Genomic DNA, 12,930 nt, shown 5'->3' with positions numbered 1-12,930 from the left:
ATAGGTTCTGTCTGATGGAAACGCTCTATCTGTTGATTCCGGTGTCGGTGGTGCTGGTCTTCCTGATCGGCATCGCCTTCTGGTGGTCGCTGCGCGGGGGGCAGTTCGATGATCTCGAAGGCCCGGCGTACCGCGTGTTGATGGACGACGACACGCCGCAACAGAAACCGTCACCGACTTCCGTTGTGCCGGCTGAACCCACTGAGGCTGCGGGCGTGCTGGGCGGGGAGGCTGAGCCTGATAAAAAATCGCACTGATTGTGTTGGCCGCGTTCCTTTTTTGTGTATCTTTTGAAACTTGATGTGTGCAATAGTAAACTTGATCGATGTCAAATTTTGTAAGCTTCTGGTAAACTTATTCCGCTAACGATGAGACAAAGAATGACAGGCGAAAAGCACTGATAGAGAATCCTCAGTCAGTGTCTCGCCCGGGAAATGAGGTGTGTGATGCCGGAAATGCAAGCGACTTACAACTACACGGTGATCAGGCAGTTTTCCGTGATGGCGGTAGTCTGGGGGATCGTCGGCATGCTGGTGGGGGTGGTGATTGCCGCCCAGCTGGTATGGCCGGAGCTGAACTTCTCTCCGTATTTCACCTTTGGTCGATTGCGACCTTTACACACCAATGCCGTCATCTTTGCCTTTGGCGGCAGTGCGCTTTTCGCGACGTCCTACTACGTCGTGCAGCGCACCTGTCACGCCCGGCTCTTCGCCGGGCCGCTCGCCGCCTTCACCTTCTGGGGTTGGCAACTGGTGATCGTGCTGGCGGCGATTACCCTGCCGATGGGGATGACCCAAGGCAAGGAATACGCCGAGCTGGAATGGCCGATCGACATCCTGATCGCCATCGTCTGGATCGCGTACGCCGTCGTTTTCTTCGGCACCATCGCCAAGCGAACGGTCAGCCACATCTACGTCGCCAACTGGTTCTACGGCGCCTTCATCATCGCCGTTGCCCTGCTGCATATCTTCAATAGTGCCGCTGTACCGGTGACGCTCTTCAAGTCGTATTCCGCTTACGCCGGCGTTCAGGATGCGATGGTGCAGTGGTGGTACGGCCACAACGCGGTGGGCTTCTTCCTCACGGCTGGCTTCCTCGGGATGATGTACTACTTCGTGCCGAAACAGGCCGGGAGGCCGGTGTATTCCTACCGGCTGTCGGTGGTGCACTTCTGGGCGCTGATCTTCACCTACATGTGGGCGGGTCCGCATCACCTGCATTACACGGCGCTGCCGGAGTGGACGCAGTCGATCGGCATGGTCTTCTCGCTGATCCTCCTGGCACCGTCCTGGGGCGGCATGATCAACGGCGTCATGACCCTCTCCGGTGCCTGGCACAAGCTGCGTGACGACCCGATCCTCAAGTTCCTGATTACCTCGCTCTCCTTCTACGGCATGTCGACCTTCGAAGGGCCGATGATGGCGATCAAGACGGTCAACGCGCTTTCGCACTACACCGACTGGACGGTCGGTCACGTGCACTCCGGTGCGCTGGGCTGGGTGGCGATGGTGTCGATCGGCTCGCTCTATTACATGCTGCCTCGCCTCTTCGGCAAGCCGGAGATGTACAGCGTCAAGCTCATCACCGTGCATTTCTGGGTGGCCACCATCGGTGTCGTGCTCTATATCGCCTCGATGTGGATTGCCGGCGTGATGCAGGGGCTGATGTGGCGCGCGGTCAATCCGGATGGCACGCTGACCTACAGCTTCGTAGAGGCCGTCAAAGGATCGTATCCCTTCTGGGCGATCCGCTTCCTCGGTGGTGTGCTCTTCCTCAGCGGCATGTTGATCATGGCCTACAACATGGTGCGCACGATCCGCGGCGGTCAGCGCGTCGATGCGCCGGTGCTGTTGCCGGCCGCCCAGCACGCCTGAAAGGGGATTGAAAATGAAATTCACGCACGACGCCATTGAACGGAACGTCGGGCTGCTGTTTGTGCTGACATTGTTGGTGCTCTGTGTCGGCGGCCTGCTCGAAATCGTCCCGCTCTTCTTCCAGAACTCCACGACGACGCCGGTCGCCGGGCTCAAGCCGTACGACGCTGTTCGTCTTACCGGTCGCGATATCTACCTGCGCGAGGGCTGCTACAACTGCCATTCGCAGATGATTCGTCCCTTCCGCGCCGAAACCGAGCGTTATGGTCGGTATTCGGTGGCCGGCGAGTTCGTCTATGACCACCCCTTCCAGTGGGGCTCCAAGCGCACCGGTCCTGATCTGGCGCGCGTCGGCGGCCGTTATTCGGACGAATGGCACCGCGCGCACTTGAACAATCCGCGCGACCTCGTTCCCGAATCGAACATGCCGGCCTTTGCCTTCCTCGCCAAGACGCCGGCGGACGCGACGGACATCGAAGCCAAGATGCGCGCCCTGCGCCGCGTTGGCGTGCCCTATACCGACGAGGATATTGCCGGCGCCCGCGAACAGCTGGCCGGCAAGACCGAACTCGACACGCTGATTGCCTACCTGCAAGGGCTCGGCGTGCAACTCAAGGACACGCAATAAGGCCATGGACATCAACGATCTGCGTGCGCTGATGACGGTCGTGTCGTTTGTGACCTTCCTCGGCATTATCTGGTGGGCGTTCGGCGTCAAAGCCAACAAGGCACGCTTTGACGAGGCAGCGCAACTGCCATTTTCGGATGAGGCGGCAGACCGCGCCGAGCTTGGCCTGAGTGGCCTCGCTGACGCGGCACGCGCAAAGGAAGGAAAGGCGCCATGAGCGACTTTGTTAGCGAATTCTGGAGCTGGCTGATCATTGCCGTGGTGCTGGTCAGCGTTATCGGTTGCGCCGTGTTTCTCTGGTCGCAAAGCCTGCATCGTCCTGCCGGGGCCGTGCAGCCGACCGGCCACGTCTGGGACGAGACCTTGCAGGAGTACAACAATCCGCTGCCGCGCTGGTGGATGTGGATGTTCTACCTGACGGTGGTGTTTGCCCTCGTCTATCTGGTGCTTTACCCCGGTCTTGGCAGCTTCCGTGGCGTCCTGGGCTGGACGGCGGTTGGCCAGTACGAAGCCGAGGTTGCCAAGGTCGACGCGCAGGTCAAGCCGCTCTTCGACAAGTACCTGAAGATGGATCTGCGCGATGTCGCCGCGGACCCGGAAGCGCACGAAATGGGCAAGCGCCTGTACCTGACCTACTGCATGCAGTGCCACGGCGCTGACGCGCACGGCGCCAAGGGCTTCCCCAACCTGACCGACAAGGACTGGTTGTGGGGCGGCGAGCCGGAGCGGATCAAGGAAACCATTCTTGGCGGCCGTTACGGCGTCATGCCTGCGCACGCCTACATGGGCGAAGACACCATCCGCAATCTGGCCAACTATGTGCGCTCGCTGTCGGGCCTTCCCGGCGACCCGGTGCGTATTGCCAAGGGACGCGAAACCTACAAGGCGTCGGACTGCGTCGCCTGCCATGGCCCTGAGGCCAAGGGCAACCCGGCACTGGGTGCGCCGAACCTGACGGACAAGGTCTGGCTGCATGGCGGCTCCGAAGCGACGGTGATCGAGACGATCACCAAGGGGCGCAACAACCAGATGCCGGCATGGAAGGATTTTCTTGGCGAAGGCAAGGTCCACCTGTTGGCCGCCTACGTCTATAGCCTGAGTAACCCGCCGAGCACACACTGATGAAACCCCTGTCGCAAGACGCCACGGCCGGCCACGACGTGCCGGCGCGTGCGGCGACCATTGCCGCGGTGCCGATTGACACCGGAGCGCTGTATCAGAAGCAACAGAAAATTCAGGTGCGCGAAGTGCGCGGTCGTTTCAATCGCTGGCGATGGGCGATCTTCTTCCTGACCCAGGCGATTTTTTACGGCCTTTGCTGGGTGGACTGGAACGGCCGGCAGGCGGTGCTGTTCCATCTCGTTGAACGCAAGTTCTACATCTTCGGTCTCTCGCTGTGGCCGCAGGATGTGATCTACCTCGCCGTCCTGCTCGTCTTGTCGGCTTACGGACTCTTTCTGGCGACGGCTTTCGGTGGGCGACTCTTTTGCGGTTACGCCTGCCCGCAGACGGTCTATACAGAAATCTTCATGTGGATCGAGCGGCGCATCGAAGGCGACCGCAGTGCGCGTCTCAAGCTCGATGCGCAGCCGATGAATGCACACAAGCTGCGGCTGCGCGCCAGCAAGCACTTCCTCTGGTTGCTGCTGGCGGCGTGGACGGGCTTTACCTTCGTCGGCTATTTCACGCCGATCAAGGAGCTTGCCCACGGCGTCGCGCATCTCGAGCTGGGACCGTGGGAGTGGTTCTGGACCTTGTTCTACGCCGGCTTCTTCTATCTGCAAGCCGGTTTCATGCGCGAGCAGGTGTGCAAGTACATGTGCCCGTACGCCCGTTTTCAGGGGGTGATGTTCGATCCCGATACCCTGATCATCGGCTACGACCCGGAACGCGGCGAGCCGCGCGGTCCGCGGCGCAAAAACGTCGAGCTTGCGGCGAAGACGACCGGTGACTGTATTGACTGCGGCTTGTGTGTGCAGGTCTGTCCGACCGGCATCGATATCCGCAACGGCCTGCAGTACGAGTGCATCGCCTGCGCCAAGTGCATCGACGCCTGTGACGAGGTGATGGACAAGATCGGTTCGCCGCGCGGGCTGATCCGCTACTCGACCGAGAATGCGCTGGCGCAGCATTACGGGCCAAAGCAGATCCTCGCTCACCTGCTGCGTCCGCGCACGCTGCTCTACAGCGTGATTCTGCTGGCCATTCTGGGTGTCACCGTCTGGAGTCTGGCGACGCGCATCCCGCTCAAGGTCGACGTGCTGCGTGACCGTTCAAGTCTCGCGCGCGAATCCGAAGACGGGCGTATCGAGAACGTCTACACGTTGCAGATCATGAACACCGACGAGGCGCCGCACACCTACGCGCTCGGCGTCGAGGGCATCGACGGTATCGATGTCGTCGGCGAACACGTGGTCAATGTACCCGCTGCCTCGTCGCAGACCGTGCCAGTCGTCGTGCGCGTCGAAGCGCCGCCGGGACGTCAGGGCGGACAGACGATTTACTTCACCCTCAGCGCGCAGAATCAGCCTGACATCGCCGTGCGCGAAAAAGCGAGCTTCTACCTGCCATGAGTTCTCCGACGAGTTCTGCCGGGAGTGCCTCCCCCGCCACCCCGGGGGCGCCCAGCGCGCAGCCTTGGTATCGCGAGCGCTGGCCTTGGTTCCTGATGGCCGGCCCGGCGATTGTCGTCGTGGCCGGTCTGACGACCGCGTGGCTTGCCGTGCGCAGCAACGACGGGCTGGTCGATGACGATTACTACAAGCAGGGGCTCGCCGTTAATCAGCGTGTCGCCCGTGATCAGCGCGCGCAGGAGTTATCGCTCGCCGCCGACGTATTCCTGCAACCTGCGAACGGTGGCGTGGCGCCGGAAGTACGGGCCTACATGCGCGGACGCCCCGGCTTCGTCTTCCCGGATACACTCACTTTGCGCGTAACGCACCCGACGCGTAGCGGCATCGATCAGAGCGTCGCACTGCGTTCCCTCGGTAACGGTCTTTACGGTGGCCGCCTGACGGCACCGATCAGCGGGCGTTGGCACGTCGCTCTCGAAAACGCGTCCCAGGATTGGCGTCTGGTCGGCGAGTGGCGCCTCGACACGCACAACTCGGTCAGCCTGCCGCCGCCACCGGAAGAGGCACGGCAGCCGATCACCTACCACGGCAAGTAGCCGGCAAGGGTCGCGTCACAGCGGTTTCCTTTGGCATGTACATAGGGCGTCTTGCCGCCTCGCGCACCACGCCCCCCACGCACCCCGGCGAAGCTCAGTCCGTCAGCAGCCGCGAGTCTTCCGGCAAGAGGCTGACGAGGAACTCCATCTGGTCGGCGAGAATGCGCCGATTACGCAGGATCATGCCCTCGTAGCGCGACGGCACGTAGGGAACGTAGAGCATCAGCATGCCGGCTTCTTCCGGCGTCCGGGCGTCCTTGCGCTGGTTGCAGGAACGGCAGGCCGTGACGACGTTGGTCCAGTGATCGTTGCCGCCGCGAGAGAGAGGCTTGATGTGATCGCGCGTCATGGCTGAAGGCGATTTGCGGGTGCCGCAGTAGCAGCAGACGTGGCGGTCGCGCAAGAAGAGGAGGCTGTTGTCGAGACTCGGCGGTGAGGGCTGCCAGCCGCGCGGATTGCGCCCGCGCAAGGCGACGATGCTGCTGATGGTGATGCGGGAACGCTCGCCGGTCAGGCGCGACAGCCCGCCGTAGAAGGTGAAGGCGTTGTCGCCAAGATCGCGGTCAACGCGTCCGGCGACCTGGCATCCCAGTGCGTGCTGCCAGGAAATCCAGCCACGCGGGGCGCCGGTCACGTCGACCGCAAGGATCAGTGGTCGCTCGGTGGTGGCCTTGCCAAGATCGGTCATGTTCATTGGCGCATCCTTGAACCTCGGTTCGGGCCTGCGCTTCGGCAGTCCTTCGTGTGGGTCATGAATCGGCTAAGACGACAGCATCTTACATGTGCGACGGGCCGCTCGCTTGCCAATTGCCGGCAACGCGCCGCAGAGCGTGAAGAGCGTCTGCGGTATGCTTCACTTACACGGTCAGCGACTGGGCTGACGCATGGCTTCCGTTTTCCTTTTTCAGGGTGTGGAAACTTTTGCTAGCTCCATCGCTCTCAGGCGCCCGCCAGCAGACACTTGGGTTTGACCGCGCTTTCCGCCCTTTGTTGCAGGCGCTGGCAGCCTCGCTTGTGTTGCATGGCCTCGTACTTCTCGGCGGCTTCTTCAGCCTGCCGACGCCGGTGCATGTGCCGAGCGCCGCACTGCGCGTGGTCGTCATGCCGGGGAATGCGTCGCCGCATGTCGCTCCTGCCTCCGTTCCGGAAACATCAGCAAACCCCGCCGCCCCTCCATTGCATCCGGCCGTGCCGCCGCTGCCGCCATCTCATATGCGCGAAGCGAAAACGCCGCATGATGCACCAACCATTCTGGCCATGGCCGGTGACCCGCACGCCAGTCAGCGCGTGGTAGAGGTAGCGCCAGCCAGTACGCCGCCAACGGCGGCACGCGCCACCGCCAGCGAAGCGGCTGTTGCCGACGCAGCGCCGGCCAGTGCGCCGTCCGCCGCGCGCGAGGGCGTTTCTGCCGACGCGATGCGTGAATATCGTCTCGCCCTGGCGATACAGGCCCGTCGTTTCAAACGCTATCCGGCGCTGGCGCGTGAACGCGTCTGGGAGGGCGTGGCGGAAATCGCCGTCGCGGGCGGACTGGCGGGCGTGCCGCTCGTCAGTCTGGCGCGTTCGAGCGGCTATCGTGTGCTGGATGAGCAGGCGCTGGACATGCTGGGGCGCGCTGCTCAGGCGACGCCCCTCCCCGATGCCTTGCGCGGTCGGGAATTTCGCCTCGTCGTGCCGGTGCGCTTCAGCCTCGACAGCGACTAGGTCGTCGCCGGCGGCGGCAGCGAATGTTCGTGCAGCCTGAAGCTTCCGGCCGCGCGATCGGCGAGGAAGGCGCGCAGGGCGAAGCTGACGCTCTGGAAGGCGATCTCCGACCAGGGAATGTCTTCTTCGCGGATCAGGACGCTTTCTAGGCTTTCCGGCCCGGCGCCAATGTGCGGGTCAAGCAGGCGGGCGCGATAAAACAGATGGACCTGATCGTAATGCGGCACACTGATCAAGGACGACAGCGCCTCGATCTCGATGCGTGCGCAGGCTTCTTCAAGCGTTTCGCGCGTGGCGGCCTCGGCGGTGGATTCGCCGTTTTCCATAAACCCGGCGGGGAGCGTCCAGAAACCGTGACGCGGCTCGATGGCGCGCCGGCACAGCAGGATCCGTTCTTCCCACGTGGCCACGCAGCCGACCACGAGCTTCGGATTGCGGTAATGAATCTCGCCGCAATGCGCACAGACATGGCGCGGCCGCGAATCGCCTGCAGGCACCTGGATCGTCAGCAAACCGCCGCATTGGCTACAGAATTTCATGGTCTCAAGCATAACGGTATAAGCCATCGGCGTGCCAGTGATTTACATGGCTTTTCGATGATTGTCAGCCCCCGCCGGCACGCCCATAATTGGGCAACGCCACTGGTCAGACCTATGAACTCCGAACTGGAAAAATTCGAAAAAATAAAGGCTTCCGGGGATCTGCCTTCCCCGCGCGGCGTTGCCCTGACCATCATGCGCCTCACCTCGCGCGACGACGTTGGCTTCATCGATATCGAGCGGGCGATCAAGTCCGATCCGGCTTTCGTTGGCCGCTTGCTCAAGACGGCCAATATTGCGGCTCGCGAGCGCGGTCGCCCGGTCGTTTCCGTGCCCGATGCGATCAAGGTGCTGGGCATCACCGTCGTGCGCAATCTCGCCCTGGGATTTTCGCTGGTCTCTGGCTACCGTGTCGGTGCCTGTCCCAATTTCGACTACGGCGCCTTCTGGTCGCGGGCGATTGTGACGGCGCTCGCCATGCAGGCGATTTTGCGGCAGACGCGGCAGGCGAGCCCAGACGAAGCGTTTTGCTGCGGCCTGCTGGCTGACATCGGCCGGCTCGCCTTCGCGACTGTACACGCGACGGAATACTCCCGGTTGCTGGAGTCGCTCGATCTGCCGCCAACCGCTGGCGACGATGCCGAGCGGATGATCCTTGCGCGCGAGGCCGAACGTTTTGCGCTTAACCACGATGAACTCACCGTGGCGATGCTGGCTGACTGGGGCTTTCCGCAGACGCTGATCGAGCCCATTCGTTTTCGCCATCGGCCTGAAAGCGCCTCGTTTGCCGCAGACTCACGGTCGGAGCATTTGCTGGCGGCCTTGCGTCTGGCCGACGGGATCGCGGGGCTGTGCCTCGCAGCACCGTCCGACCGTGCGCCGGCGATGGCGCGTCTGACGGGGCGTAGCATCGCTCTGCGCATCGATCTCGACATGCTGGAGGGCATGGTCGACGCCATCGTTCGCGACTGGCACGACTGGGCGCCGATGCTCTCGCTCGATAGTCCGCCGGTCTTGCCTTCCTTCGGCGCCATGTTGGCGGAGAAGGACGTGGTGAGCGAGCCACCGGCGGCGGAAGCCTCCGCCGCGCAGGCGCCCCTGCGTGTTCTCGTCGCGGCCGCTGATGCGACGCTGCGCGCCAGTCTGGAGCGGCTCCTCATCGAGAGTGGCGAACAGGTCTTTGTCGTCGGCGATGGCGAGGCGGCACTCGAACGCGCTCTGGACGTTCAGCCGCAGGTCTTGATCGCCGACTGGCAGTTGCCCGTGATCGACGGCTTGCGCCTGACGCGCATCCTGCGCAATACCCGGCTCGGTCGCGGCATGTATGTCCTGATCGTCACCGCGCCGGTTGAGGAAGAGCGTTTCGTCGAGGTCTTCGACGCCGGTGCCGACGATTACCTCGTGCATCCGATCAACGAGCGCGCCTTCCTCGCTCGTCTGCGTGCCGGTGCGCGCGTCGTTGGCCTGCATGAGGAAGTGCGGCGCGATCACGAAGAATTGCAGCATTTCGCCGCCGAACTCGCCGTCAGCAACCGGCGATTGCACGAGGCCTCCGTGACCGATGCGCTGACCGGCTTTCATAACCGTCGTTATGCCATGGAGCGCCTCGAAAGCGATTGGGCGGCGAGCACCCGCAGCGCGCGCCCCCTCTCGTGCATGATGATCGATCTCGATGATTTCAAAGGAATCAACGACCGCTTTGGTCATGCGATTGGCGACAAAGCGCTGGTGGCGATTGCCGGGGTTTTGCGCAATGCCTTGCGCTCGAACGATACGATTTGCCGGGTCGGCGGTGACGAGTTTCTCGTCATCAGTCCGGACAGCGACGCGACGGCCATTGCTGCCTGCGCCCGTCGTCTCATGGTGGCCGTCGCGGCGCTCAAGATTGATTCGGGGCGCGGCATCGTTCCCTGCTCCGTGAGCATTGGCGTCGCGACGCGCGGCGAGACGATGAGCGATACCGCCGCTTTGGTGAAAGCGGCGGACGATGACATGTATCGAGCTAAACCCGGTGGTCGTCGTCCCGCTGATTTGCCGTATGCATGATTGCGAAAATACGATTCACGCATTTTTTGCCGTGCCTACCGGCATCCCGCTACAATACGCAGCGGTAATTAAACCGAGCGACGCGGTGCTGGCACCGCCGCATTACGGGGGATCGGGATGCTGTTGATTGTTGGGTATATCGTCATCCTCGCATCAGCGGTTGGGACGTATGCGGTGCACGGGAGTTTGGCGGCGCTCTGGATGCCGTTCGAATATATCGCCATTGTCGGTCTGGCGATTGGCGGCTTCGTCGCCGGCAACAGCATGAAAGTCGTCAAGGCGACGGTAAAGGCTCTGCCGAGCGTCCTTAAAGGCGCCAAGTATTCGAAGGCGGTCTACGTCGATTTGCTGGCCTTGCTGTTTGAAATACTCGCCAAGGTGCGTAAGGAAGGCTTGATGTCGATTGAAGGCGACGTCGAAAACCCCGAGCAAAGTCCCGTTTTTTCGAAATACCCCTCGCTGGCCAGCGACCACCATTTGATGGAATTCATTACCGACTATCTGCGCATGATGGTCGGCGGCAATCTCAATGCGCTCGAAATCGAAAACCTGATGGATATCGAAATCGAGACGCACCACCATGAGGCGGAAGAGCCGGCGCACGTCATGAGCAAGATGTCTGACGGCCTGCCGGCTTTCGGTATCGTCGTTGCCGTCATGGGCGTCGTGAACGTGATGGGCTCGGTCGGCGAACCGCCGGCGGTGCTGGGCAAGATGATCGGCGGCGCGCTGGTCGGTACCTTCCTCGGGATTCTCGTTTCGTACGGTTTTCTGGCGCCGATTGCCAGCCAGCTGGCGCAAAAGGCCGAAGAGGGCACCAAGATTTATCAGTGCATCAAGGTCGTCCTGCTGGCGTCGATGTCGGGCTACGCGCCGCAGGTGGCCGTCGAATTCGGTCGCAAGGTCTTGTTCTCGACGGATCGCCCCAGCTTCCGCGAGCTTGAAGAAGAACTCAAGGCACGCAAGGGCAAGTAGGCCGCGCGCCGATTGCCAGGGAATCTGAATGAGCGACGACGTCCGTCCGATAGTCATCAAGCGTGTCAAGAAAGTGGTCGGAGGCGGCCACGGTGGCGCGTGGAAGATCGCTTATGCCGACTTCGTCACGGCAATGATGGCGTTCTTCCTCCTCATGTGGCTGCTGGGCACCATTGCCACTGGCGATCTGAAAGGTATTGCCGACTACTTCCGCAATCCGACGAAAATCGCCCTGAACGGTGGGAGTGGCTCGGGTAACGCGACGAGCGTGCTCAATGGCGGCGGCCGCGATTTGACCAAGACCTCCGGTCAGCTCAAGCAGGGCGAGGTCGAGCGCAAAGAGAAAGCCGATAATCTGAAGGACACCAGCAGCGAAAAGCTGCGCCGGGAATTCGAGGAGCGCGAGCGGACACGGCTTGAGGAGCTCAAGCAGAAGATCGAGAAGATGATCGAAAGCAACCCGACGCTGCGTCAGTTCAAGAACCAGTTGTTGCTCGACATCACCAGCGAAGGCTTGCGCATCCAGATCGTCGACGAGAAGAACCGGCCGATGTTCGATTCGGGGAGCGCCGAACTGAAGCCTTACACGCGCGTGATTTTGCGCGAGATCGGTCGTGCGCTGAATGAGGTACCGAACAAGCTGAGTCTCTCCGGACACACCGACGCGTCGCAGTACGCGGGTGGCGATAAGGGGTTCTCCAACTGGGAGCTGTCTTCCAACCGGGCGAACGCGTCGCGCCGCGAGCTGATTGCCGGCGGCATCGAAGATTTCAAGATTTTGCGCGTGGTGGGCTTGGCGTCGACGGCATTGTTCGACCGCAATGACCCGCTCAATGCCGTCAATCGCCGCATCGCCATCGTTGTCCTCAACAAGCGCACGGAAGACAGTCTGTTGCAGGAAGACGGCCCGTCAAGCTCAGTCGAAGTCGGTACTAACGGCAATGGTCTGGAAGCGCTATCTTCGTCTGCGCCTGGACGACGCAACTGATTGCTGGTGCGGGGATTCGGCGCCCGAGTCATGCCCGCGCCTTTCGTGCCAACATGGGGCGCCGATCAAGGGGGCTCTCGTCGTCTTGATGACCAAGGAAACGCCATGACTACATGGTTTCATACCACACAGGGGGAAGCATGAGCGAACGCTTCCCGCCGTTTGATTCGCCGGCGCCACTGGGGCAGCGCGAATTTTCCTTTACCTCGGGCGACTTTGAGCGCGTGCGCAAGCTGATCTATCAGCATGCCGGGATTTCTCTGTCGCCCGCCAAGCAGGACATGGTGTACAGCCGCCTGGCGCGGCGCCTGCGTGCCACCGGTCTGAAAACCTTCGCGGATTATCTCGCCCTGCTGGAAAAGGGGGATCGCGCCGAGTGGGAGAAATTCGTCAATTCGCTGACGACCAATCTCACCTCGTTCTTTCGCGAACCGCACCACTTTCCTTTGCTGGCCGAACATCTGCAGAAGGCCGGCAGTGCGCCGCAGCGCCTGTGGTGCTCAGCCTCGTCAACGGGAGAAGAGCCGTACAGCATGGCCATGACGGTAGTCGAGACCTTCGGCAGCTTCAACGTGCCGGTGACGATCCTTGCGTCTGACCTCGATACCAACGTGCTGGCGACGGCGGAAAAGGGCGTTTATCCGGCCGACCGTGTCGATCGGATGTCGCCTGAGCGCATCAAGCGATTTTTCGTCAAAGGCACCGGCAGCGATGAAGGCTGCTTCTGCGTGCGACCTGAGTTGCGCCGGCTGATCAGCTTTCAGCGCATCAATCTCCTTGACCCCAATTGGCCGGTGCGGGCGCCGCTGGATGCGATTTTTTGTCGCAACGTCATGATTTATTTTGATAAGCCGACGCAATATCGGATTTTGTCGCGCTTTGCCCCCTTGTTGAAAGATGGCGGTTTGCTGTTCGCCGGCCACTCGGAGAGCTTCCTGCATGCGGCCGATCTCTTTCAATCTTTGGGGAAAACCCTGTATGCCCCGATCCGCCGCCCGCGCTAGCGC

14 protein-coding genes are annotated in these 12,930 nt (G+C 61.9%); 12 read left to right on the top strand and 2 right to left on the bottom strand.

Annotation, left to right across the window (positions count from 1 at the left end):
- Positions 1 to 14: 14 nt before the first annotated feature.
- From ccoS to GHK24_RS07620, 7 genes are all read left to right on the top strand, one after another.
- Entirely contained in the window at positions 15 to 257 is a 243-nt protein-coding gene (gene ccoS, locus GHK24_RS07650) for a cbb3-type cytochrome oxidase assembly protein CcoS (RefSeq protein WP_153471573.1), read from the top strand.
- 189 nt (positions 258 to 446) lie between these two features.
- A complete protein-coding gene (gene ccoN, locus GHK24_RS07645; protein ID WP_153471570.1) occupies positions 447 to 1,874 on the top strand; it encodes a cytochrome-c oxidase, cbb3-type subunit I in 1,428 nt (475 codons plus the stop codon).
- Between the two features lie 13 nt (positions 1,875 to 1,887).
- Positions 1,888 to 2,502, top strand: coding sequence for a cytochrome-c oxidase, cbb3-type subunit II (gene ccoO / locus GHK24_RS07640; protein WP_153471567.1), 615 nt, complete (start codon positions 1,888 to 1,890; stop codon positions 2,500 to 2,502).
- Positions 2,503 to 2,506: 4 nt separating this feature from the next.
- Positions 2,507 to 2,719: a cbb3-type cytochrome oxidase subunit 3 gene (locus tag GHK24_RS07635; RefSeq protein WP_153471564.1), complete on the top strand. Its 213-nt coding sequence runs from the start codon at positions 2,507 to 2,509 to the stop codon at positions 2,717 to 2,719.
- Complete coding sequence (ccoP, locus tag GHK24_RS07630; protein WP_153471561.1) at positions 2,716 to 3,624, top strand: cytochrome-c oxidase, cbb3-type subunit III; 909 nt, start codon at positions 2,716 to 2,718, stop codon at positions 3,622 to 3,624. The genes GHK24_RS07635 and ccoP overlap by 4 nt, the downstream gene beginning before the upstream one ends.
- Complete coding sequence (ccoG, locus tag GHK24_RS07625) at positions 3,624 to 5,075, top strand: cytochrome c oxidase accessory protein CcoG (RefSeq protein ID WP_153471558.1); 1,452 nt, start codon at positions 3,624 to 3,626, stop codon at positions 5,073 to 5,075. The genes ccoP and ccoG overlap by 1 nt, the downstream gene beginning before the upstream one ends.
- Positions 5,072 to 5,671, top strand: coding sequence for a FixH family protein (locus GHK24_RS07620; protein WP_153471555.1), 600 nt, complete (start codon positions 5,072 to 5,074; stop codon positions 5,669 to 5,671). The genes ccoG and GHK24_RS07620 overlap by 4 nt, the downstream gene beginning before the upstream one ends.
- A 94-nt stretch (positions 5,672 to 5,765) precedes the next feature.
- On the opposite strand, the gene GHK24_RS07615 is transcribed toward GHK24_RS07620, so the two are convergent.
- Positions 5,766 to 6,365, bottom strand: coding sequence for an HNH endonuclease (locus GHK24_RS07615; RefSeq protein ID WP_153471552.1), 600 nt, complete (start codon positions 6,363 to 6,365; stop codon positions 5,766 to 5,768).
- A gap of 227 nt (positions 6,366 to 6,592) precedes the next feature.
- Here GHK24_RS07615 and GHK24_RS07610 point away from each other — a divergent pair, with 227 nt between their 5' ends.
- Positions 6,593 to 7,375 (top strand): TonB family protein, encoded by a 783-nt coding sequence (locus GHK24_RS07610; protein WP_153471549.1) that lies wholly within the window; start codon positions 6,593 to 6,595, stop codon positions 7,373 to 7,375.
- On the opposite strand, the gene GHK24_RS07605 is transcribed toward GHK24_RS07610, so the two are convergent.
- A complete protein-coding gene (locus GHK24_RS07605; protein ID WP_153471546.1) occupies positions 7,372 to 7,914 on the bottom strand; it encodes an NUDIX hydrolase in 543 nt (180 codons plus the stop codon). The two genes, GHK24_RS07610 and GHK24_RS07605, sit on opposite strands and share 4 nt — an antisense overlap.
- 114 nt (positions 7,915 to 8,028) lie before the next feature.
- Here GHK24_RS07605 and GHK24_RS07600 point away from each other — a divergent pair, with 114 nt between their 5' ends.
- From GHK24_RS07600 to GHK24_RS07585, 4 genes are all read left to right on the top strand, one after another.
- Positions 8,029 to 9,960, top strand: coding sequence for a sensor domain-containing diguanylate cyclase (locus tag GHK24_RS07600; RefSeq protein ID WP_167681546.1), 1,932 nt, complete (start codon positions 8,029 to 8,031; stop codon positions 9,958 to 9,960).
- Between the two features lie 117 nt (positions 9,961 to 10,077).
- Positions 10,078 to 10,935: a flagellar motor stator protein MotA gene (gene motA / locus GHK24_RS07595; protein ID WP_153471540.1), complete on the top strand. Its 858-nt coding sequence runs from the start codon at positions 10,078 to 10,080 to the stop codon at positions 10,933 to 10,935.
- Between the two features lie 28 nt (positions 10,936 to 10,963).
- Entirely contained in the window at positions 10,964 to 11,923 is a 960-nt protein-coding gene (gene motB, locus GHK24_RS07590; protein ID WP_153471537.1) for a flagellar motor protein MotB, read from the top strand.
- A 140-nt stretch (positions 11,924 to 12,063) separates the two neighbouring features.
- Positions 12,064 to 12,927 carry a CheR family methyltransferase gene (locus GHK24_RS07585; RefSeq protein ID WP_209022598.1) on the top strand — a complete coding sequence of 288 codons (864 nt, stop codon included), beginning with the start codon at positions 12,064 to 12,066 and terminating at the stop codon, positions 12,925 to 12,927.
- Positions 12,928 to 12,930: the final 3 nt, after the last annotated feature.

Source organism: Rhodocyclus gracilis (genome assembly GCF_009617575.1).
Lineage (GTDB): Bacteria > Pseudomonadota > Gammaproteobacteria > Burkholderiales > Rhodocyclaceae > Rhodocyclus > Rhodocyclus gracilis.
The sequence above is the reverse complement of the archived record's forward strand: the minus strand, read 5'-3'. Positions and strand labels throughout refer to the sequence as shown.